Genomic DNA, 23,061 nt, shown 5'->3' on the forward strand with positions numbered 1-23,061 from the left:
TAATAGAAGGGAAAGAAATAGTTGCTCCAGGAGATTAATAGGATTGCTCATTAGCAACACAAGCTTGAATGCCTGTTGAGATGGCATGTGCTACTCGCTTGATAGTCTCCGGTTGACTCACACGAATCTCATCATCGGGATTGGCAATCACGCCAATCTCGACCAAGACTGCAGGCATGGGTGCTGTCTTAAGCACAATCAGATCATCATAGCGATGAACGCCTAAGCGACGATCAATGAAAGGACGGTTCTCCCCTGCAATTGACGTGGCATGGTAAAGCGAGGGCTTCTGTCCGCTCTTCAACATTTGCTGACCAATCTCTTTGGCACAGCGTACACTCTCGGCATATTTGGGATTCTTGGTCGAAACAAAGATCGAATAGCCTGAAAATTCACGGACTCGTCCTGCATCCATCCACGCTTGAGGGATAGAGTCATGGTGAATCGAGACAAATACATCCGCATCAGGGTTATGGGTGGCACGATCAGGCAGTTCGATCTCCTTGCCATCTGCTGAGATACGCACCACGCGCTCATTGGCACGTGTCAGGTCAGCCGCTAAAGCATCGGTCATATCCAGATTATAGCGATACTCAACGCGCCCACTTGCGGCGGTGGCACCCGGATGTGCCGATGTGTGTCCTGTATCTACGATGATAAGTGCCGCATGGGCAGGCAGGATCATGCCAATAGCCAAAACGGCTAAAAGGTGTCGGTACCCTCTTAGATCAAACATTCATACAGCCCCATAGCCCTCTCAGGCAATATATTTAACGCATGACTTAATGCTGATTTGCATACAAATACTTGGTCATATCGGTATAGGAAAAATACTGATTATCGACCTTAAACATATCCCGCACTTCACCCGTTATTTTAAAACCTGAGCGGAGATAAAGGCGAATGGCGGGAGTATTATTGGACAGCACTTGTAAGTCAATCCATCCCACTGCGGTCTCTTGCTTAGCCCAGTGCTCGACATATTCAATCAGCGCAGCACCCAATCCAATTTTGCGATGCGCTCGGTCAACCCCCATCCCCAGCAAGCAGCGTTCAGCACTCCATCGCTCAGTATGTGAGCGCAAGTCCACATGACCCACGATCTGTCCTGTCTCGTTCCTCGCAACCCATGCCCGCCGCCAGCCATGTTGGGAGAGTGGAACCTCCAGCGCACCCCTAAACGCTGCGGCACGCTGAGGTGAAAAAGCATGCTGACCTTGCGGCGAGGGCTGGAAATACGCTGTACCATCCTTGCCGTTATCCGACAGATGATCATCCAGATAGTCCATAAACTCAGCAAAGTCTAAGGGATGCAGGGGGACGATCTGAATGCTTACCGGTAACGTCATCGGGTTAGTTTTATCCTTTGAGCTCTGGGAGTGGGCTTGGGATTGCTCGCTCTCGACGCTTCAGCGCTTTAAAAATCTGCGTCGCGATCGCACCCCATAATAAACCACAAACCATGCCCGATACGCCACCATAAATCAGTGGCGAAATATCCGTCTTTTGCAGCGAGCAACGCACAACATACAACGCCACCGCAAACTTACTCATGAAAGCCAGCAGTGAAATCAGTAGCATACGGACTGAGCCCGGGCGATGGATGTGCTGGGTATGACGATCATAGTGGTAACCCTGTAAACCCTTGAATATCGCAACCCCTAAAGCCAGACCTATGGTCAAACCTAAGACTAGCCAGACATCAAGTGCGACAGTAGCATGTCCAAACTTCGACAGCCCGAGCCCCGCCCAGACAGTAAAGACCACGGGTAATATCAGCATGCCAGACAGTGACATACTATTGGGGCGCATCGCTTTGATGCCGCGCATCACCAAAAATAATAAAATTAACCAAACCCAAAACGGCGTCATCACTAAAATCGTGCTCATGGCTCATCCTTCCCGATCAATATGGATACTTAAAAAAAGATACTTAAAAAATTAAAGATGCGTGTGTACACCGCGCGCTATTTCATGCGCACGCAAGGTGACTCAATCAATATTGGATAAAATATCGATCAGCGGATTCGCATTAAGGAGGAATCCGCAATCTGTTTATAGCGACCTGCCCAGCCTTTTCTCAACCTGTTTCTTCTCCCACTTGGCATCGAAGAAAGGAAACAACATAAAGACGCGTGCAGCGTGAAAGAGGATCGCAACGCCCCACCACAAAGCGACCCAGAGCACCCAGAGCACATGAGGGCTGGTCACAAAGTTAATGATCGCAAGGATACTGATGACCAATACATAGCGAATGAGATGCAAATAAAAACGCTTTAGGTCCTGAACATGACGAAAAGCCAGTTCTTCATCAAGGCTTACGCCTCGGTTAAGCGCATGTTGTGTTTCTTGCGCATACGATGAGTCGTCCATAGTGTCCTCCGTATGGATGGATGAAAAGTCAATTTCAAAAACAGCGGCAAGTGACTTTAAAGACTCGGTACTTGCAGTTTGACCCTGCTCAATGCGCTGAATCGTCCGAACACTGAGTCCAGAGAGTTCAGCCAATTGTTGCTGAGACCAACCGCGTTGTAATCTGAGTTTTTGGATAAGCATGATTGCCCCCTAAGTTCACTTGTACTGACTTTCACCCATTCCGGTGGATTTGACCACGACAGCCACCTGACTTTTACCTGACAACGTCACGTCATCTCAGTGACTTCACGCTGTCAGGCTTGTCATTATTATGTTTTATCACTCCTGTTACCGATTAACAATCCATTTGGGAAATATCTCGCCTCCCTCATGCCGCTTTCCATTTCTCCAAAAACGCGGTCAAACGCGCAATCGAATAGGACTTGCCGTCTTCCAGTTCAGAGGTGTCTTCTGAATGCAGCAGCTTGCCATCTTGATCCAAGACAAAAATATGCGGGTAGCCTGCAACTTTGGGGAACTGGGCAAGGAACGCTTTGTTTTCATTTTCATCGCTGAAATTGACATGAACCAGCACAAAGTTCTTGTCGCGTAGAGTAGTCAATTCAGGATGACTGACAAAGATGCCTTCCAGACGGCGGCACCAAATGCACCAGTCGCCACCGACTTCAACCAGAATGTGCTTATTGCTTTTGTTGGCGTCCGCAATCGCCTGTGCGAGATCCTTCGACGGATCAGCCTTGAGATCATAAATATGAGAATCGACTTTGGTAGACTCGTGCTTCCTCACTGGTGCAGCGGTGGTGTCGGCTGCGGCGCTAACAGTCGCTGTGGTGGCAGGTGAAACATCCCCTTCGGCAAATGCCAATGCAGGGATTAAGAGACTCAGCGCAAAACCATAAGATAAATATTTCATGCATGTTCTTCCGTTATCAGGAAAGGATCAATTAAAGGGAGCGCTACTGCTTGAATCAGTGCGCGGCCAAATGAGTCAATGTAATGGGCACGGCTTTAGCGGTCACGGGTGCAGTACATTGTCCTTGTGGGCTACAAGTCATATAGCTGACTAAAACGTTATCGGTCAGTTTGCCACTGGCTGCTGCTGGTATGGTAATCGGCAGACGCAAAGTCACAGGACCATTGGGATAGATTAGGAGTGGATCTTTGGCTTCAGGGATCACTTCTTTTAAGGTCGGAGCACCGTCGGCCAGTAGCCCACGTGCCTTGATCGGAGAATTAACAGCCAGTTCAATCAGCGTCGGACGACCAATGCCCTCTATTCCTTTGCGTGGTAAATCTTTGCTATACAAGTGATAGCCCTTTTGCAAGGGCGTGAACTGCGCGACCAGTGTGGCTTGATGCTTCTGGTCATACTCAACCGTAATCACCACCTTGGCTTCGTTTTCTTCAAAAGATGCTAGTGGCGTGGAGGGTGCCTTGGCATGAACAGAGGCATTAAACGCAAGCAGCCCTATCAGGAGGGATTGAGCAGCTTTAACAGAAAAATTGGAGACTAAAGATTTCGACATGATGGGAAACAATGTAGGAACAAGATGAGAGTGAATCTCTCATCCTACAAGCATTCCCGCAAGTCATTTTGCGTTTTTATTGATAAGCTTTTTACTTTCAGTCCTAAATCCTGACCAGTAGGATGATATTGCAATGAATCTTAGATAGCATCCTGACGACGTACCACACCAGTCACCCGCCAGATCGCCCATTCTAAGCCCACCCAGAAGTTGATTTTTTCAAGCAGTGGGTTCATCGCATTAGTGATCACACAGTAGTCGGTGTTCTTGAGGCCGCTGTGATGCTTGGCATGTTGACGCACGCCTTGCAGGATTTTCCAGTCTTGTAGTTTGCTTACCAATTTTGGACGCTCCATGCGGTTTTGGTGTGACCATTTGTGGATCTGGTTGCCATTGATACTCAGCACCATGAGCAGGATGAGCCACACGCTAATCTCACCAAACGCAAACCATGACACAGCAAGCACCGCCAAGCCAATCGCAATCAGGTCATAAGAGCTCTGCCACCAGTTTTTCTTCAGGAAGTCACGCGGTTTCTCATGATGCAATAAATTTTCACGGGCAATACCCCCGACAAAACGCATCTCAGGACGCGCATAGGCATCCTCCAGCCAATGGACAAAGCCAGTAATAAAATCCGCCAATAGAATAATCAATAATGTTTTCAGAACTATAGATGCAAAAAATATCACGGTAACCATGATCAGTACTCCCATCAGAGCCGCCATGGCTCTGGATGACTTGAGCATAGTGAACGCAATTTATGCATACAATACTAACATATCAAGGTATTATATATCGATACTATACGCATTATCCGATGATGCGAATGCAGCACATATTGATGTCAAATTGTTACCGAGCTGATCATGTCCAATACCGATTTACTGATTACTACCTTAAAGCGCGTGCTGAAATCACGCGGAAAAACCTATGGTGAACTGGCCGAAGCACTGCATTTGAGTGAGGCGAGTGTTAAACGGTTATTTTCGGACAAGACCTTTACCTTGCAGCGTCTTGATGATATTTGCCAGTGGCTTGAACTCGACTTTTTTGAACTGGCACGGATTGCGCGTGGTGAATCGATGGCGGTTGCGGAGATGACTGTTGATCAAGAGCAGATCCTTGCCAATGATTTACAGCTCTTAGGCATCTTTTATCTGGTGCGTAACAACTGGCAGCTCAGTGACATCGTGCGTGATTATGACATCACTGAACCAGAGTGCATTCGTCTACTGATCAAGCTGGATCGTGCGGGCTTGATTGAGCTCTTGCCGGATAATCGTATTCGCCTACGAGTCTCACGCCAAGTGAAGCACCAAGCTTATGGTCCAATCCGCTTGCAGCATGGCGAGATGATGACCAATAACTTTCTTGGGGTGCGCTTTGATGAACATGGTGGTTACTTTGAATTTGTTGGCGGTGATCTCTCCCCCGCCTCTGCCCTGATTATTCAGCGCAAACTGGATCGCCTTGCGGCTGAGTTTCATGAACTATCAGCACTCGATATCAACCTCCCAACACAAGATCGCACCTTATATGGTCTGGCCTTTGGTATCCGTCCATGGAATACGGCGGAGGAAATGTGCGGACTGAAGAAACGTACAAGCCGACCGAAGTCCTCTTCATGATGAGATAATGCGGCATGAGCGATTCATCAATGCAGGATCAAAAGGACAGCGAATCAATCATGCGACAATCTCGGTCAAATCGCTTGTTTTATCGACTAAGAATCTGTATCCTATGCAGTCCATTTTACCGTATACATAGAGCGAGTTCAGCATGGCACGCGTGACTGTAGAAGATTGCCTAGGTGCAGTTGATAATCGTTTTGAATTGGTTTTAGTTGCTGCGAAGCGCGCACGTCAACTCGCTCGCGGTACCGCTGAGCCGACATTGGCTTGGGAAAACGACAAGCCAACCGTGATGGCACTGCGTGAAATCGCTGCTGGTCACGTGACCAAAGACATCCTGAAAATGAAAGATGAGCCAGCACCGGTGTCAAACCTAGATGCAGTGATGTCTTCAATTTCACTGAATGACTTCACATTCTAATCTTTAGAATGTCGGCATAAAAAACCAAATAAAAAATCCCGCATGTGTTGCGGGATTTTTTATGGCTGACGTTTATTTAAGACAAACTTTGAATAAAAATCCGCACCGACTTCAAGATCATCTCGACCGCCAGCACGACCAGAATCAAGCCCATCAAGCGCTCAAAGGCCTTGAGAACACTGTCCCCCAGTAACCGCTGCATCTGACCTGACAGCAAAAGCACCACCGCACAGACTGACATGGTTACGGCGAGTGCGGCTATCCACTCCAGTTTACGATCTGGCGCTTGCGACACCATCAGCATCACGGTTGCCATCGCTGAAGGGCCTGCCAACATGGGCACAGCAAGCGGCACAATCAAGGGTTCTTCAGGCAGCACATCATTTTGGTTGCCGTGGGAGGATGCCGCAGGAAAAACCATGCGCATCGCGATCAAAAACAGAATGATGCCGCCAGCCAATTGTAGGGATAGGTCACTGAGTTGGAACATCTCCAAAAAACTATGCCCACCCAGCATAAACATCAGCAAAATGATAAAAGCAATGGAGACTTCACGCAGGATAATCTTGGGACGGCGCTTAGGCGCGACCCCACGGAGTGCATTGACAAAAACAGGGACACCGCCCAAAGGGTCGGTGATCAGCAACAAGAGTATTGTTGCTGAGACAAAGGTGTTATCCATTAAAGCTACTCTACAAGCGCTACTTTTAAGCGCTAGCTACAAAACACACGACTGCATTGATTGATCGAATCCCATCAGTCGTGCAAAAAACGATATTAAAACAGTTGCTTTGAAATAGCTATTTCATCCCGACCACTAACCGACGTGCACTCATGATGCCCGGTTGCTGTTCAAGACGCGCAAGTAGACGTGACAATTGCGCCAAACCTTTCACTTCGATTTGAAGCTTCATATTGGCGATGCCATTCGACTCGGTGATAGTGTTCACTTGTTGGATATTAATTTGATCAGAGAAGATGACCGCGGTCAGGTCTTTGAGCAAACCACGACGGTCATAGGCTTCGATGACAATCTGCACCACTTGACCACTGGTCGGTTGCATCTCCCAGCCCGCTTCAACCGCACGATCCGCATCCTGCACAATCAAACGACCATATTCAGGGCAGTTGAGGTTATGGATACTGACACCGCGATGCTGGGTGATATAACCGGCAATGGGTTCACCATGTACTGGTTGGCAGCACTGGGCAACATGCAGTTCGACATTATCCAGACCATCAATCAGGATGCCATGCTGTGACAGCGTGCGACTAGCGCGGGCATTGAGTGTCGGTTTTAACACCAGCTCAGGCGTGTTTTCGTCAGGCTGCATCTGCTTGTTGATCTGATTCATCAATTGATGCAGGCTGATATCACCCGTCACCAGACCAATCAGAATGTCGTCACCACTTTTGACATTAAACGCTTTGGCATAGTCAGCCAAATCGATGCTCTTAGGATGAATCGCCAGACGTGCCAGCTCTTTGACCAGTGTCTCACGGCCAATCTCAAGATTCTTGCTACGATCCTGCTGACGGAACCAGTAGCGTAGCTTGTCACGTGCATGGGCCGTCTTGATATAGCCCAGCGAGTTGACCAGCCAATCGCGACTAGGATCACGATCCTTCTTAGTCAGAATCTCGACTTGCTCACCGGTCTTCAGCTTATAGGTCAGTGGCACAAAGCGCTGATTGACGCGCGCGGCATAGCAGTGGTTTCCCACTTGGGTATGCACGTGGTAAGCAAAGTCGAGGACGGTGGCGTCTTTCGGCAGCTCTTTGATATCGCCATCACGACTGAAGACGTAGATTTTTTCAAACTCGCCCCAGTCGTTCAGCGGATCGATTTCGCCTTCATCAAAGTCTGGGTCGTCCTGACTCTTCGATTTTTTGCCATCTTGCTTGTTTTTGTTCTCTTGATAATTCTCAAGTACGCTACGCAGTGAATGCAATTTATGATCGAAGACGATATCGCCATTCTTCTTACCGGCTTTAGTGCCTTCTTTATAGTTGAAGTGCGCACAAACGCCGAGTTCGGCTTCGTTGTGCATGGCCGCTGTACGGATCTGCACCTCAAGCGACTTATTCTCGGCCAAGACTGCGGTATGCAATGAACGATAGCCATTAGCTTTCGGGTTAGTAATGTAATCATCAAACTGATCAGGGATATGACGCCACAGTTGATGCGCCACACCCAAAGCGTGATAGCACTCCGGCACCGAATCGACCAGCACGCGCAGGGCACGAATATCATAAAGCTGATCAAAGCTGAGTTGCTTACTCTTCATCTTGCGATAGATGGAGTAGATGTGTTTCACCCGACCGGTCACTTCTGCTTTGATGCCTTGTTCCGCGAGGGCATCTTGTAGCCTTTTGGTCATATTCTGGATGTATTGCTCACGCTCCAGGCGCTTCTCGCTGAGCAGTGTCGCAATTTCTTTATAACGCTCAGGCGACAGGAAACGAAAGGCGATGTCTTCCAATTCCCATTTGAGCTGTGCGATCCCTAAGCGATGGGCTAGCGGTGCATAGATGGTAAGGATTTCACGCGCAACCCGCTCTTGACGTTCACGAGACGCATTGGCCAGTTCACGCACCGCAAAGGTACGTTCGGCCAGCTTAATGAGCACGACGCGCACATCTTCGGTGACCGAGATGAGCATCTTATAGATGCCGGACAGATGTTCACGCTGGTTATTTTCGAAATGATCTTCCAGACGGCGATTACGCTCAATCAGCTCAGACAAGCCCCCCATCGCCAAAGTACTGCGAATCAAGGCTTGGATATCGGGACCGAAAACCGTACCGACTTCTTCTAAGGGAATCAGATTTTCACGCACGCTACGGAACAGGACAGCAGCAACCAATGTCTCTTCATCCACACGCAGATGCGTCAGAATGTCAGCCATGCCCACACCAGCATGATAGGCGTTGGAACGCTGTTCGATACGGGTATGCGCTGCATTAAATGCGCGACTTGCAACCAGCTCGCAAGCTTGCTGCAATTGGCGGATTGCCGATTTAGTGAGTTGTTTGGATAGGCGTTTTAACCAGCCTTCAATATCCAACTCAACTTCACCATATACCGCTGGCCCTGCACCAGACACCAGTGCACGACTTGCTTCATCCATACGCAGCGGTAAATCTTCGCGTATTCTGACCATATCAACCTCTCGCCATGAGCGCGACTTTTAAATCACTTCCAAATCATTATTTTTGTTAAAACAACACGATAAAAAACATCGTGCTGTCCAAAGACTTCCCTTAAAACCAAACCGCAACCAATCTGCCAATCCCTAGCATGCCTTCTACAAAAAGCGTGTTGGTGATGAAGATGCCGCACCCTTGCCTTCTATAAACATAAAATCATCTATAGATAGAGTCCGCCAAAGTGCCCGTGCAAAAGAAGCAATTTTTACAGCTTACTTTTTCACAAACAATGCTATCGACTCGACATGGCTTGTATGCGTAAACATATCCATCACGCCAGCCCGCTGCATCACGTAGCCTGCAGCGGTCAGTATACCTGCGTCACGTGCCAGCGTCGCTGGATTACACGAGACATAAACAATCCGTTTGGCGTTGAAGCGGGACAGATAATGCATCACCTCTTCAGCACCAGTACGCGGCGGGTCAATCAGCAAGGCATCAAAGCCTTGGGCTGCCCACGGCTGGTGGGAGAAGTCCTTGGTCAAGTCCTGTGCATAGAACTGAACATTATCAAGGCCGTTCAATGCTGCGTTTTCACCGCCGCGTTGCACCATCTCCTCGCTACCTTCTACCGCAACCACTTGGCCGGTCACACCCACACGTCGTGCAAGCGGCAAAGAAAAGTTACCCAGACCACAGAACAAGTCCAAAACGCGCTCGCCTTCTTTTAACTCAAGCAAATCGCACGCCAACGTCACCATCTGGCGGTTGATATCGCGATTCACTTGGGTAAAATCAAGGGGTGAGAAAGCAAACTTTATACCAAAGTCAGGAAGCTCATAGTGCAAGCGCATCGGCGCGTCCACCTTATCGATGCGATGAACGGTGTCGTAGTTGCCCGGTTGCAGGTACAACTGCCAGCCGAGATTGCGGGCGTAATTAAGCAACTTCTCTGTGTCAGTTTGATGAAGCGGTGACAAATGTCGCACAATCATCGCCACACTGCCGTCTTCATGCTCATCACCCACAGCAATCTCAAGCTGCGGAATCTGTTCGCGCGCTTGCAAGGTGCCAAGCAAGGCTTTGAGTTCTTCGATCCGACCACCAATCTGTGCATCCAAAACTTTACATTCACTGAGCTCAGCCAAATAGCTGCTCTTGCGCTCACGGAAACCGACCAACATGGCTTCTTTCTTAATCACATACTTGGCACCCAAGCGTGCTTTACGGCGATAGTCAGTGCGCGTCGAACGCAGTGCAGGCAGCCACTCTTTGGGTGCAAGTCCACCAAAGTGCTGAAAGTGATCGCTCAGTACACTTTGTTTAAATGCGATCTGCGCATCGGTAGACCAATGTTGCAAGCTACAGCCGCCACACACGGTGAAATGCGGGCAAATCGGTTCAACGCGATCAGGCGATGGGTTTTCAACCGACAGAGCATCCGCTTCTTCATATTTTTTATGGCTTTCATGCACTTTAGCAACAACCGTCTCACCGGGCAGCGCAAAAGAGATAAAGACTTTCTTACCCAGTTTCTCTACCGGATGCTGGTATTTGCTGACGGTCAGCCCTTCATCACCCGTAGTCGGTTGTGATCCGTAGTGACTGACGCCGCGTCCTTCATGGGACAGCTTCTCAATATTAAAAGTTAGAGCGGGCTGCTCGCGCAGTTTCTCGCGTTGGTTACGTCTCATGTATAGATATCTTCTTTAATGCTGGCTGGTATTAAGTCAAAAGCGCTTTAAGACCATTTAGGCCTTGAGGCATCGCATGCTTAAACGCATCGCATCAAGGCAGGGTGTTAAGCGCTTTTTAAAATCATTCTGGCTATAGGTATTTTCGAGTGCGCAATATTATAAAACAAAGCAGTCCTTCCCCTGTGACTTATTTTTGATGCATTTTGAGCTTTTGGTTCATTTTAAGCGGAAGAAATGCGTCTGGACACCATCAGGCAGGCATCAGAATTTTACCTCCATGCTCTGATAACACATCCCTCCCCCCAACCCTCATCCCTCATCCCTGAGGGAGAGAAAGCTTAAGTTCCACTCCATCAGGGAGATGGTTAGGCGAGGGTGGTTGTGATAGATCCCCACTCCGCTTAATCACTTTTTCATATAAGTAATTTACTTTTAAATCGTTCTATTGGGATTAGCTTCTTATTACGATACCAACATATAAAGCGTTCCATTCATCATTTTTTGTCATTAGTCAATTTATGTTAACAAAGGGGTCAAACATCATGTCATTCAATAAAGCTTTCCGTCCAGCGCTGCTCGCGATCAGCCTGCTCACCTCAAGTTTTGCAGCAGTTGCCGCAGGACCAAACGAATTACTCAACGTGTCTTACGACCCAACGCGTGAGCTGTATGAATCATTTAATGACTCATTCGCCAAATACTGGGAAAGCAAGACTCACCAAAAAATCACCATCAAACAATCTCATGGTGGCTCAGGCAAACAAGCCCGAGCAGTGATCGACGGTCTAGAAGCTGACGTGGTCACTTTGGCATTGGCCTATGACATCGATGCAATCGCTGACAAGACGGATCTGCTGCCAAAAAACTGGCAAGCGCGCCTGCCAAACAATTCTACCCCATACACTTCAACTATCGTATTTTTGGTGCGTAAAGGTAATCCAAAAGGGATCAAAGACTGGGCAGATGTGATCAAGCCTGGCGTTGAAATCGTTACACCAAATCCAAAAACCTCTGGCGGTGCACGCTGGAACTACTTGGCAGCTTGGGGCTGGGCAAAACAACAACCCGGTGGCTCTGATAAAACCGCTCGCGACTTCGTACAACAAGTCTACGCCCACACCAAAGTACTCGACTCTGGCGCACGTGGTGCAACCACGACTTTCGTTGAACGCGGTCAAGGCGACGTGCTCTTGGCTTGGGAAAACGAAGCCTACTTGGCTGTCCGTGAATCAGGTGACAAATTTGAAATTGTGACCCCAAGCAAATCAATCTTGGCAGAACCGCCAGTGGCTGTGGTTGACAAAAACGTCGACAAACATGGTACGCGTAACCTTGCAACCGGTTATCTGAACTACTTGTATTCACCAGCAGGTCAGGACATCGCGGCGAAGAACTTCTATCGTCCACGTAATCCGACCATCGCTGCGAAATATGCCAAGACTTTTGCGCCTGTAAAACTGTTCACCATCGACCAAGAGTTTGGTGGTTGGACACAAGCACAGAAAGTTCACTTTGCTGATGGCGGGGTATTTGACCAAATCATCACTGCAAATGGCAGTAAATAAGCGCTTTACCTAAAAAGGAACCTCCCCTTGTGATCAAGGGGAGCGATTCTCACAAAAAGCTTGATCGTGTCAAAACTGTTCTAGTCCTTGATCGTAAAAAGCACGTATTCCCATAACAACACATTACCCATACAACCAAACGCAAACAAAGGTGACGAGCATGACTACGCTTATCCTTCCGGGTGTCGGTGGTAGTGAGCCTGCGCATTGGCAAACTTGGCTGGAAACCCAGCTCAGTGATGCCAAGCGTGTGGAGCAAGCGGACTGGAATAGTCCGGTGCTACACACTTGGCGTCAGTCGCTAGACCGCGAACTCTTGCTCCATGCCACAGAGCCGGTCTGGATCGTGGCGCATAGTTTTGGTTGTCTGGTCACCATGTCAGCACTCTCTAGTCGTGTGCTGGCCAGTAAAGTAGCAGGTGTATTGCTGGTTGCACCGGCGTCACCGGAACGTTTTTCACTGGAAGGCTTTGCACGCAATAAAGATCAAGTGACTGATCCTCATGGCCCGCAAGCACCAGCACTGCTCAGTCGTATCCTGCCCCGTGCGCCACTTGGGGTTCCGATTCGTCTGATCGCCAGTCGTACTGACCCGTGGATGACTTTTGAAGCCGCAGAATGGTGGGCAACGCGTTGGGGCGCAAAGCTGATTGATCTCGGCGATGCCGGACATATCAACGTTGCGGCAGGCTTCGGGGCTTGGCCACAAGTGATCAAAGAATTGAATACATTGAAATATGGTTCGCAAGCCGTCAAGCAGTTTGCCACACGCCATTTAGACGGCAGCGTCATTGCCAAAGATAACTCGCTGACGGATCGTTTAACGAAAGATGAGCCCAGTAGCACAGCGTCCGCGGAAGATGAGCGGCAACAGACCGCGCCCATCGATACAACCATAACAGCGACGCCTGTCGAGCAATCCGCTTCAAATCAGGCTGCATTTGGTCAAGATCCGCACAGCATCGACACATTAAAATTATTGAATAAGCAGGTGGTGTAATGAGTTCAACCCGCGTTTTACCTGGGTTTGGTTTGTCATTGGGCTTTACGCTCGTGTATTTATCGTTGGTGGTTTTGATCCCACTTTCGGCTGTCTTTATTAAAGCATCCGGGATCAGTGCAGATGATTTATGGAAATTGGTGAATTCACCCCGTGTGCAGGCCTCGTTCTATCTGACCTTTGGCGCATCATTGATTGCGGCACTGATTAATGTCTTTTTTGGTTTGCTGCTCGCGTGGTCTTTGGTGCGCTACTCCTTTCCGGGTAAGCGCTTGGTGGATGCATTAATTGACTTGCCGTTTGCGCTGCCGACTGCAGTTGCCGGTATTGCGCTGACCACCCTGTATGCCAGCAATGGTTGGATTGGGCACTTCTTGGAGCCGTGGGGCATCAAGGTCGCTTACACCCGTGTTGGGGTGACCTTAGCGCTGATTTTTATTGGTTTACCGTTTGTGGTGCGGACCGTACAGCCAGTTCTGGCCGACCTTGAGGTAGAACTGGAAGAAGCTGCGACAGCACTGGGCGCACAGCGCTGGCAGACAATCTGGTATGTGATTTTACCCGTGCTGTTCCCTGCCCTGCTGACGGGTTTTGCCTTGGCGTTTGCGCGTGCAGTGGGTGAATACGGTTCGGTAATTTTTATCGCGGGCAATATCCCGCTCAAGACCGAGATCGCACCGCTTTTGATCGTGTCGCATCTGGAAGAGTATGACTATGTCGGTGCTACGGTAATCGCCGCAATCATGCTGATCATCTCGTTTATTTTGCTGTTTTTGATCAACGTACTGCAGAACTGGGCCAGCCGCAAAACAGGCCGGACTGCCGTATCGTAAGCAGCACGAGAAAATGATCCATAAACGACTGATTAAATAAAAATATTGTGAATTGTGAGCATAAACCATGAGTATCAACTCTTCACTGGGTAGCTATGAGTTAGCCAAGCGCCTTGAGCGCAGTGACGCAACACGGGAAGCCGGTTGGCTACGTGGCCTGATTTTAACCATTAGCTTGGTGTTCTTTGTGTCTTGTCTACTGTTGCCACTGATTTTGGTGTTTGTCGAAGCGTTTCGAAATGGCTGGCAAACCTATCTACAGGCCATCGTCGATCCTGAAACGATGTCGGCAGTCAAACTGACATTACTGACCGCAGTGATTGCGGTGCCTTTGAACGTGATTTTTGGGATTGCCGCTGCATGGGCGATTGCCAAGTTTCAGTTCCGCGGTAAGGCGTTCCTCACCACCCTGATTGACTTGCCGTTTTCGGTGTCCCCGGTGGTTGCGGGTTTAATGCTGGTCTTGGTCTTTGGCACCCGCGGTTGGTTTGGCGATTGGCTCAGCCATATTGATTTTAAAGTGATCTATACCCCGCTCGGCATCATTCTGGCGACGGTGTTTATCACGGTGCCCTTTGTTGCACGAGAGTTGATTCCACTCATGGAATCACAAGGCAATGAAGAAGAAGAAGCCGCGATTGTACTGGGTGCAAGTGGCTGGCAGACCTTCTGGCATGTGACCCTGCCGAATATCAAATGGGGTCTCTTGTACGGGGTGATTCTGTGTAATGCACGGGCTATGGGGGAATTTGGTGCGGTATCGGTAGTATCCGGACACATTCGCGGCGAGACCAACACCCTGCCACTGCAAGTTGAGATTCTCTATAACGAATACAACTTCAGCGCTGCATTTGCCGTCGCATCGCTATTGGCCTTCTTAGCTTTAGTGACGCTGGTGATTAAAACTTGGGTTGAAAGCCGCGCTAGTCGTGATGCCAAAGCCGAATAAGACCTGATCTGGATTTGCAATACAGCATCGACGCTGACGCCATTAATGATAGTCATGAATTGAAGAGAATCTTATGAGCATACAAGTTAAAAATATTGATAAGTTTTTTGGTGAGTTTCACGCGTTAAAAGACATCTCCCTCGATTTCCCGGAAGGAGAACTGGTTGCCCTACTCGGCCCATCAGGCTGTGGTAAAACCAGCTTACTGCGCATCATCGCCGGTCTGGAAAGTGCTGATCACGGACAAGTGCTGCTGGAAGGTGAAGACGCCACCACGACCCACGTGCGTCAGCGTCAAGTCGGCTTTGTGTTTCAGCACTATGCGCTGTTTCGCCATATGACCGTATTTGACAACGTGGCCTTTGGTCTGCGCGTACGTCCACGCAGCACACGTCCAAATGAAACCGAGATCAAACGCCGTGTATTGCAACTGTTGGACTTGGTGCAATTGGGCTTTCTGGCCGATCGCTTCCCTGCCCAGCTTTCTGGTGGACAGCGTCAGCGTATCGCCCTTGCCCGTGCACTGGCAGTTGAACCGCGTGTACTCCTGCTTGATGAGCCATTTGGTGCGCTGGATGCCAAAGTGCGTAAAGAACTGCGCCGCTGGTTGCGTAACCTGCATGATGAACTGCACATTACCTCGATCTTTGTGACCCATGATCAGGAAGAAGCGCTGGAAGTGGCCGACAAGATTGTGGTGATGAATCAAGGCAAAGTTGAGCAGATCGGCACCCCGCGTGAAGTCTATGAGAAGCCAGCCACACCGTTTGTATTTGACTTCTTGGGTCAAGCCAATCGCTTTGAAGGTCAGGTGGATGGTCATCACTTGCAGATCAATCAGGACTCTCTGGCACTGCCTGTCTCCTATCAGCAAGGCAACGTGATCGCCTTTGCACGTCCACATGAACTGGAGATTCTGACCTCAGCACAGGCGACCCCAACGCTCGCAGCAACTGTGCTGCGTGAGGTGTGGGTTGCAGGACAAACCCATGTCGAAGTACTCGACAGCAAAGGACAAGTGATTGAAATCACGTTGGATGCAGAACGCTTAAAAGAGCTGGACCTAAAACCCCAGCAGCAAGTGTGGATTACCGCGCGCAACCTGCATGTTTTTGAAAATAAGCCACATTAAAGCAACGCTTTAAAGTGTGCTGACTGTTTTAACAGCAGTTAAATGCAAGATTGTTATAGAAATATTATTTTTTGAAGAATATTGCTTATTATCATTTACTATAAAGAAAATTGATTATAAGCACTTTATATTCTAAGTAGATTGTGCAGCCGCACATCACGTGGCATGTTTTTAATCAAACAATCGACGTGATGTGCGGCTTAAAGAACCACCGAAATAAGATGAGAGCAAAACATTATGAACTTTCAACAACTACGGATCATTCGCGAAACGATTCGCCAAAAATTTAATCTCACCGAAGCTGCGGCGGCTCTTTATACCTCGCAATCCGGTGTGAGTAAGCACATCAAGGATCTGGAAGATGAGCTGGGCGTGCAGTTGTTTGTACGTAAAGGCAAACGCCTACTGGGTTTGACCGAACCCGGTCAGGCACTGTCGAGCATCGTGGATCGCATGCTGATTGATGCGGACAATATCAAGCGTCTGTCCGCCGACTTCACCTCCACCAATGAGGGTGAGTTGATCATTGCCACGACGCACACTCAAGCGCGTTATGTGTTGCCCCCAATCGTGGCACGCTTTAAACAAGCGTTCCCGAAGGTGCACCTGATCCTGCAACAAGCCAGTCCGGTTGAAATTGCAGAATTGGTCTCCCATGGCGAAGCGGATATTGGTATTGCGACCGAGTCATTGACGGGCTATCCACAACTGGTGTCTTTCCCCTACTACCGCTGGGAACACAGCTTGATCGTGCCGCAAGGTCATCAGTTGTCACAGCAAAAAACCATTACCTTGTCAGACCTTGCCAACTGGCCACTGATCACCTATCACGGTGGTTTCACTGGTCGCTCCAAGATCGACGAGACCTTCAGACAAGCCAAACTGACCCCTGATGTCGTGATGTCAGCACTGGATGCCGACGTGATCAAGACCTATGTTGAACTCGGCATGGGTGTGGGTATCGTGGCATCCATCGCCTTTGACCCTGAGCGTGACCGTCGGTTACAGCAGATCGAAACCTCGCTGTTTGGTGAAAACGTGACCCTGCTTGCGGTACGCCGCAACCATGTGCTGCGTGGATTTGCCTATAAGTTTATCGAACTGTGCAACTCTGAACTCGACATCAAGGTGGTGCGTGAAGCAGCGCTGTCTGAAGTGGCTTAAACCACCTCTTGCGTCGTCCTTTTAAGCGACATAAAAAAAGCCCTCACAATATTGAGGGCTTTTTTATTCATGCTTTTTTATTCATGCTTTTTTATTCATGATGTCTTAGGACGCCATGATCGGCACTTCAATGCCTAGACGCTGGTTTTCTTGCTCTTCTTCTCTGCGTGCATCCAGCAACACATAAGCTTTGGGAATCAAACGACGCGCGATGCGATTAACAGGACGCTCGACCCACGGATGCAGTTTCATGCCCAGCGGATTGGTCTCGGCAATCGACACATCCCCGATCACACGTGTACCCATGATGTAATCAAACCATGGGCGGGTCACGCACCAATTGGCGTTTTGATTACTGTTCATATGGTGCTCATAGTGCCATGGCAGATTTTGCTTGGCCCACTCTGCATCCAGATGCGCTTTGCTATGTAGGCGCCAGTAGCGTGAAATCCCGTAATACAAACCCATGGTAAAGAACGGGGCAACGGGTAGAAAGACAGTACTCGTCACCGCAAGCCCGATCAACGCCGTTTTTTCATTGTACATTTCACTATTTTTAAACATCGACTCGGCATAGCCCGCATCATGAAACTGATTGAGCCGCGCACGTTTATGGTGGGCAATATGGGTGAAAAACGGACTATTACGAAATTTGCTCGGGAACTCATGCAGCCATACTTTATGGGCATACCACTCAAACGCATTCGCCGCAAAAACCCCAACTGGAAAACCCAACATCATCATGGCCTCATCATTGTCGATGAGAAGATTCTAGGGGCATTTTGCATATTCGCTTTGACTCTAGAGCCGTCAATCCAGATGTCAACTCAGTCTACGTCGTTTGAATTCTGCTTACGATGGCGATAGTCGGTTGGGGTTTCTCCAGTCCAGCGCTTGAACGCGCGCGCAAATGCCGAAGGCTCTGAAAAACCCGTTAAATAAATGATTTGGTCCAGAGGCAGCTGTGTTCGGGAGAGCAGTCGCCGTGATAAACGCTCACGATAGGCAGCCATGACATCATTAAAGTTAGTGCCAATCTGCTGAAGATCACTACGCAGAGTCCGTGCGCTTTTATCCAATTTGGCTGCGACCATGTCCAGTGTCGCCTGCCGCTCTTCCAGCAAACCACCGAGCTCGCGCTCAACCTGATAGATCAGTTCGCGCTTCTCAAGGTCGCCTAAATATTGCTTGGCAACAACTTCATGCATCAGCAGTAATTTGGGCTCTGCCGCAGGCGAGACCCGTTCGAGCTGATGTGCAGCAAACCGCACACTGCTTTCTGGCATGCCTAAGCGAACTGGACAACCATAGACCTCGGTGTAGCGTGCCGCATCCGCACCATGCTCATAGTGCAACCAGACTTCGCTGGGTGCAAAGGCGCCTTCGGAGATATAGCGGAAAAACTGTAAAAATATAGCAACGGCGCATTCTTGATAATGGCGTACAGGATGATCAAAACCGGTCAGGATCGCGGTATCGTCTTCAATCCGAAGCTCAAACTTTAGCGCATCGGTCAGTAAGCGGTGATAACGCATGGCCCGCATAATGCCTTCGCCAAAGGTTGGGCTACTTAAAAATAAGTATTCCAGCACCTGCCCGCGAAACGGCGGCATGAGTCCACCAATCGTGAGACCAATGTCCGGATCACCACTGATCCGCTCTGCCGCATCCCAGAAGCGCCGCTGGGTGGAGTTATTACGGCGTACACCCGTGTCTGGCGGTTCATCCGGCAGATTGACACTCGAAAAGATCGCAGCCGTATCCAGCCCGGCTTTTTGCATGGCTTGATAGGTCATCCACAGGAAGATGCCGGCGTCACTGGTCATGGCGGGGTGGGACATGAGTGTAAATCGTGCTTAACAAGGGTATGGTGATGAAGAGTATAGGATTAAATGAGGCAGACGTTAACCTTAATCACCATTGAGTTAAAAATTCTAAAATAAAAAAGGATGAACAATTGCCCATCCTTTTTTATTAACTTACCCGAATTAGCTATTACCCCGACACACTTTCAGTCCCCAACTCCACATGCCCCACAAAGCGACGTGAAAAGAGCGGATCAATGCTCACGGTGGCTGTGAAATCATACCAGCAGTTGGTATAAAGCTGGACATTCCAGTAATCGGTTAAGGTCGAACCTGCGGTCAGGGTATAGGTCCAAGGGCCATCACCGCGATAGCCATTAGAAGTGACGGTAAAGGTGACTGAATTGGTGCTGTTGTTGGTCATAGTCAGGATCAGCTTGGCTTGACCCGAGGTGGTGAAGTCATAAGAAGACGTCACTTCTACAGCTGCACCTGCGGCATTGATATCGCCAATAAAACGACGCAAGAAGCCATTGGGGCCATAAACCGACAGGTCATACTTGCCTGCACCGTAGGTCTGCACGCTGAAATAATCCGAAACTGGCGAACCATTCTTCACATCGTACTGCCATGGACCATCGCTGCGGTAGTTATTGGGGTAGATTGAATGATGAACAGACTCGTTGCCGATATTGCTCATAGTAATCCAGAAGCGTCCGGTAGACTTCTCCACCCGTGAAGTCGCATTCGGCTGATAAGGAATCGCACGAGCAGGACGGGTGCCACTTTCCTGAATCGGCATACTTGGCGTGGTTGGTGCTTTCGGTGCGGGCAGTGTTGAGCACTGTGTTGCGGCTTGGGTCGCCAGCGTGCCGGTATTCGGCATCGCAGGAACCGTCACGCTGCTGCTGGTGAAGTTAAATGCTGAGGTTAAGTCGCCGCACACCTGACGACGCCAGGCAGAGATATTCGGCTCTTGCACACCTGTCCACGTCTCAAGGAAACGAATCACCGACGTATGATCGAACACTTGAGAACAAACATAACCGCCCTTGCTCCATGGTGAAACGACAGTCATCGGAACGCGAGGTCCTAGTCCAATCGGCACTCCGCCGACAAACTCTGCCGCAGTGCCTGCGGGTGGAACAGGTGGCACGATATGGTCAAAGAAACCATCATTTTCATCATAATTCAGCAGCATCACGGTTGAACCCCACACCGTAGGATCAGCGGTCAATGCCGTTAAGACCTGATTGATCATATCCGCACCTGCGGCTGGGGAAGAGCTTGGATGTTCAGAGGCAGACTCAGGAGCGACCACCCATGATACTTGCGGTAACGTGCCGTTTAACACATCGGCTTTAATCGCGGCGGCGACATTTTGCACGGTGGTGTTGCCTGCGATCTTGGGCACAGAAACCATGCCGCGGTCATGCAGTGGGTTACCCGCTGGTGCGTTCTTGTATTGTTTAAACCATGCCAAGGCATTGTCGTCATAGTTATCAGCGGTATCCTGATAGACCTTCCAACTGACTCCTGCATTTTGCAGACGCTCTGGGTAGGTTGTCCAAGTAAAACCCGGCTCATTATTATTGGTGATTGGTCCACCGCCTGTGCCTGTTGGATCAACCATACCAGACCACAGATAAAGGCGATTCGGATTGGTTGGACCCATTTGTGAGCAGAAGTAATGGTCACAGATCGTGAAGGCATCAGCCAATGCAAAGTGGAATGGAATATCAGCGCGCTGATAATAGCCCATGGTCAGGCTCGACTTAGCAGCAACCCAGTTGTCATATTTGCCATTGTCCCATGCGCTATGGGTGCCTGACCACGAGTGGTCCAAATCGGCAACGCACTGCGCGCTAGTCGTTGCGGTATCCAGATGAAACGGCATAACTACGTTGGTGCCGTTCTTTTGATTAAACACTGAGGTGCCATTTCTTTGCACAAACGCGGTACGGTCAGAGAATCCACGCACACCCTTGAGGGTACCGTAGTAGTGGTCAAACGAACGATTTTCCTGCATGAAAATCACGACGTGTTTGACCGCTGACAATGAACTACCAATCGCAGGCGCAGCCAGTGCGGCTTGAATACCACTGGGCAATACACCCGCGCCCATCATCGCTGCTGAGCTTCCCAAAAAGCGACGACGTGAAAACTTGTCCATACCTTAAATCCTTGTTGATTAAAATTTGAGTATTAAACCCATGGTTTATGACAGCTCGGTGTCATAAGTCACGTCGAAAAATATTTAATGATCAGTCTGAGACAAGCATCACAAAGTGAATGCATGGTTTAAAATTAATCTTTTTTTATCCACATCAAATTCATCTCAGCTCAATACTCCACATTTTTCAAACACAAGAAAATCAGGTCTGCATTTTAAGCTATGTCTGCAAAATAATGTGCATTGCAAAAGAAACTCATGTGCAAGGAAGTGCGCACTTTTATTCATTATCCATTTAGAACGGCGCAATCATCAAAAAAAAGTGGCATTGATCTCAACTGGTGCTTTACGTCGCTGAATATAAATGGATAAAATTTACACGATTCATCCATAATGAATAACGCGTGATACGCTCTGAATTGCCATCACGCGATAACAATCAAAGCATTCGCAATCATGGCTTTTGGGGGCTTAGAGATGTGGCAGAAGAATAAATTTTCAGATTATCCGTTTTCAATCCAAGGGCGGTTTTCCAGACTCTCCTACTTGGCTTGGGTTGGGCTACTCACCCTCATCGCCCTGATCGTGGTCCTGATCAATACACTGCTGGTTTCCCGAAACATCAGTGCTGAAGCGATGCTCGATCAGCCGCCAACCCTGTCCTATCTGTTTTGGCCGTCGTGGATTGTGCTGATCATTTTTTTCTATTTGAGTAACGTCTTTATGATCCGTCGCTTGCATGATTTAAATCGTACAGGTTGGCTCGGTCTGATTGTATATGTTCCAGTGATTGGTTTTTTGTTTTGGTTGTACTTGGTCCTTGCGCACGGCTCGACTGAACGCAATCGCTATGGTCGCCCACGTGATGCAAGCGTGTGGGAGGGGATCTTTGGATTGATATGGGGCGGGCTATTGTTTGGTTCGTTGTTATTTTTGGGCGTGTATGCGGTTCTTAATCCCAATATCCAGCACTTCGATATCCTGAGCGTGTTACTGAAGAAATAATGAGAGGGCTTTAAAACGCTGGTCAAACGGCGCGCATTAAAAAACCCGCGCTAATCTCATCCTGATAGCGCGGGTTCCACATGTCAACATCCTGTCATTGCTTCCATACCGTTTGTAGTTCATCATGAACCACTTACGTTTTCGTCCTACGGCTGTCCTTCCCTCTGGCAATCCTTGCCGACATCCCTGTGCCGTGAAGCTATTATTATCAAAATTCCCTTTTGAAAATAGAGCAATTCACGTCTCATCATGTAAGCCAAAGACTACATCAGATGATGAAAGCACAATAGCATGCCTTTACTACAATCTGGTTAAAATTCACAAGATATTGATAATATTATTAATTATGAGAATTACATCTCACTATCACACCTAATCAGTCCAAAGATCAAAAGATGTTTAGAACTATATGTGTACCCGTATACACTTTAGCCAATCACTTCCTACTCGAATAGTCAATAGCATCGCTTTGAAGTGATCTTTTTTTGAGATTTTGAGATTTTGAGATTTTGAGATTTTGAGATTTTGAGATTTTGAGATTTTGAGATTTTGAGATTTTGAGATTTTGAGATTTTGAGATTTTGAGATTTTGAGATTTTTAGATTTTGAGATTTTGAGATTTTGATATTTT

General features: G+C 48.6%; 22 protein-coding genes. 9 read left to right on the forward strand and 13 right to left on the reverse strand.

The annotated features are described in order from the left end of the window. Positions 1-34: 34 nt before the first annotated feature. From ACLHG7_RS03435 to ACLHG7_RS03465, 7 genes are all read right to left on the reverse strand, one after another. Positions 35-736 carry an N-acetylmuramoyl-L-alanine amidase gene (locus ACLHG7_RS03435; protein ID WP_410209653.1) on the reverse strand — a complete coding sequence of 234 codons (702 nt, stop codon included), beginning with the start codon at positions 734-736 and terminating at the stop codon, positions 35-37. Positions 737-782: 46 nt separating this feature from the next. Beyond that, positions 783-1,349, reverse strand: coding sequence for a GNAT family N-acetyltransferase (locus tag ACLHG7_RS03440; RefSeq protein ID WP_410209654.1), 567 nt, complete (start codon positions 1,347-1,349; stop codon positions 783-785). Positions 1,350-1,359: 10 nt separating this feature from the next. Then, entirely contained in the window at positions 1,360-1,890 is a 531-nt protein-coding gene (locus tag ACLHG7_RS03445) for a DUF6622 family protein (protein ID WP_410209655.1), read from the reverse strand. A 165-nt stretch (positions 1,891-2,055) separates the two neighbouring features. Further along, a complete protein-coding gene (locus ACLHG7_RS03450; RefSeq protein ID WP_410209656.1) occupies positions 2,056-2,556 on the reverse strand; it encodes a 2TM domain-containing protein in 501 nt (166 codons plus the stop codon). 187 nt (positions 2,557-2,743) lie between these two features. Beyond that, positions 2,744-3,289 (reverse strand): thioredoxin family protein, encoded by a 546-nt coding sequence (locus ACLHG7_RS03455; protein ID WP_410209657.1) that lies wholly within the window; start codon positions 3,287-3,289, stop codon positions 2,744-2,746. Between the two features lie 55 nt (positions 3,290-3,344). After that, positions 3,345-3,902, reverse strand: a complete 558-nt coding sequence (locus ACLHG7_RS03460; protein WP_410209658.1) for a hypothetical protein — start codon at positions 3,900-3,902, stop codon at positions 3,345-3,347. Between the two features lie 140 nt (positions 3,903-4,042). Beyond that, positions 4,043-4,603 carry a fatty acid desaturase CarF family protein gene (locus ACLHG7_RS03465; RefSeq protein ID WP_410209659.1) on the reverse strand — a complete coding sequence of 187 codons (561 nt, stop codon included), beginning with the start codon at positions 4,601-4,603 and terminating at the stop codon, positions 4,043-4,045. 168 nt (positions 4,604-4,771) lie between these two features. On the opposite strand from ACLHG7_RS03465, the gene ACLHG7_RS03470 reads away from it, so the two are divergent. Both ACLHG7_RS03470 and rpoZ read left to right on the forward strand, forming a co-directional pair. After that, positions 4,772-5,533: a helix-turn-helix domain-containing protein gene (locus ACLHG7_RS03470; protein WP_410209660.1), complete on the forward strand. Its 762-nt coding sequence runs from the start codon at positions 4,772-4,774 to the stop codon at positions 5,531-5,533. A 151-nt stretch (positions 5,534-5,684) separates the two neighbouring features. Continuing rightward, positions 5,685-5,957, forward strand: a complete 273-nt coding sequence (rpoZ, locus tag ACLHG7_RS03475; protein WP_114899806.1) for a DNA-directed RNA polymerase subunit omega — start codon at positions 5,685-5,687, stop codon at positions 5,955-5,957. Between the two features lie 76 nt (positions 5,958-6,033). On the opposite strand, the gene ACLHG7_RS03480 is transcribed toward rpoZ, so the two are convergent. From ACLHG7_RS03480 to rlmD, 3 genes are all read right to left on the reverse strand, one after another. Then, positions 6,034-6,639: a MarC family protein gene (locus tag ACLHG7_RS03480; RefSeq protein ID WP_410209661.1), complete on the reverse strand. Its 606-nt coding sequence runs from the start codon at positions 6,637-6,639 to the stop codon at positions 6,034-6,036. A gap of 118 nt (positions 6,640-6,757) precedes the next feature. Next, positions 6,758-9,121 carry a RelA/SpoT family protein gene (locus ACLHG7_RS03485; protein ID WP_410209662.1) on the reverse strand — a complete coding sequence of 788 codons (2,364 nt, stop codon included), beginning with the start codon at positions 9,119-9,121 and terminating at the stop codon, positions 6,758-6,760. Between the two features lie 258 nt (positions 9,122-9,379). Beyond that, the gene (gene rlmD, locus ACLHG7_RS03490; RefSeq protein WP_410209663.1) at positions 9,380-10,801 is read right to left on the reverse strand and encodes a 23S rRNA (uracil(1939)-C(5))-methyltransferase RlmD; all 1,422 of its coding nucleotides are present in this window, start codon (positions 10,799-10,801) and stop codon (positions 9,380-9,382) included. A 545-nt stretch (positions 10,802-11,346) separates the two neighbouring features. On the opposite strand from rlmD, the gene ACLHG7_RS03495 reads away from it, so the two are divergent. From ACLHG7_RS03495 to ACLHG7_RS03520, 6 genes are all read left to right on the forward strand, one after another. Beyond that, a complete protein-coding gene (locus tag ACLHG7_RS03495) occupies positions 11,347-12,369 on the forward strand; it encodes a sulfate ABC transporter substrate-binding protein (RefSeq protein ID WP_410209664.1) in 1,023 nt (340 codons plus the stop codon). 160 nt (positions 12,370-12,529) lie between these two features. Continuing rightward, entirely contained in the window at positions 12,530-13,369 is an 840-nt protein-coding gene (locus tag ACLHG7_RS03500) for an RBBP9/YdeN family alpha/beta hydrolase (protein ID WP_410209665.1), read from the forward strand. Then, positions 13,369-14,202, forward strand: coding sequence for a sulfate ABC transporter permease subunit CysT (cysT, locus tag ACLHG7_RS03505; RefSeq protein ID WP_410209666.1), 834 nt, complete (start codon positions 13,369-13,371; stop codon positions 14,200-14,202). The genes ACLHG7_RS03500 and cysT overlap by 1 nt, the downstream gene beginning before the upstream one ends. A 67-nt stretch (positions 14,203-14,269) precedes the next feature. Beyond that, on the forward strand, positions 14,270-15,151 hold the full coding sequence (gene cysW / locus ACLHG7_RS03510; RefSeq protein ID WP_410209667.1) for a sulfate ABC transporter permease subunit CysW: 882 nt from the start codon (positions 14,270-14,272) through the stop codon (positions 15,149-15,151). A 73-nt stretch (positions 15,152-15,224) separates the two neighbouring features. Then, positions 15,225-16,283, forward strand: a complete 1,059-nt coding sequence (locus tag ACLHG7_RS03515; protein WP_410209668.1) for a sulfate/molybdate ABC transporter ATP-binding protein — start codon at positions 15,225-15,227, stop codon at positions 16,281-16,283. Positions 16,284-16,520: 237 nt separating this feature from the next. Further along, positions 16,521-17,447, forward strand: coding sequence for a CysB family HTH-type transcriptional regulator (locus tag ACLHG7_RS03520; protein WP_114899818.1), 927 nt, complete (start codon positions 16,521-16,523; stop codon positions 17,445-17,447). Positions 17,448-17,552: 105 nt separating this feature from the next. Here the strand turns inward: ACLHG7_RS03520 and ACLHG7_RS03525 are convergent, their stop codons facing one another. From ACLHG7_RS03525 to ACLHG7_RS03535, 3 genes are all read right to left on the reverse strand, one after another. Continuing rightward, complete coding sequence (locus tag ACLHG7_RS03525; RefSeq protein WP_410209691.1) at positions 17,553-18,185, reverse strand: hypothetical protein; 633 nt, start codon at positions 18,183-18,185, stop codon at positions 17,553-17,555. Positions 18,186-18,274: 89 nt separating this feature from the next. Further along, on the reverse strand, positions 18,275-19,288 hold the full coding sequence (locus ACLHG7_RS03530; RefSeq protein ID WP_410209669.1) for an AraC family transcriptional regulator: 1,014 nt from the start codon (positions 19,286-19,288) through the stop codon (positions 18,275-18,277). 154 nt (positions 19,289-19,442) lie between these two features. Further along, positions 19,443-21,425, reverse strand: a complete 1,983-nt coding sequence (locus ACLHG7_RS03535; RefSeq protein WP_410209670.1) for a phosphocholine-specific phospholipase C — start codon at positions 21,423-21,425, stop codon at positions 19,443-19,445. Between the two features lie 456 nt (positions 21,426-21,881). Here ACLHG7_RS03535 and ACLHG7_RS03540 point away from each other — a divergent pair, with 456 nt between their 5' ends. Then, positions 21,882-22,430, forward strand: a complete 549-nt coding sequence (locus ACLHG7_RS03540) for a DUF805 domain-containing protein (RefSeq protein WP_410209671.1) — start codon at positions 21,882-21,884, stop codon at positions 22,428-22,430. Positions 22,431-23,061 lie beyond the last annotated feature (631 nt).

Origin of the sequence: Aquirhabdus sp. (assembly GCF_046462495.1) — a bacterium.
In the GTDB taxonomy this organism is placed as follows: Bacteria; Pseudomonadota; Gammaproteobacteria; order Pseudomonadales; family Moraxellaceae; genus Aquirhabdus.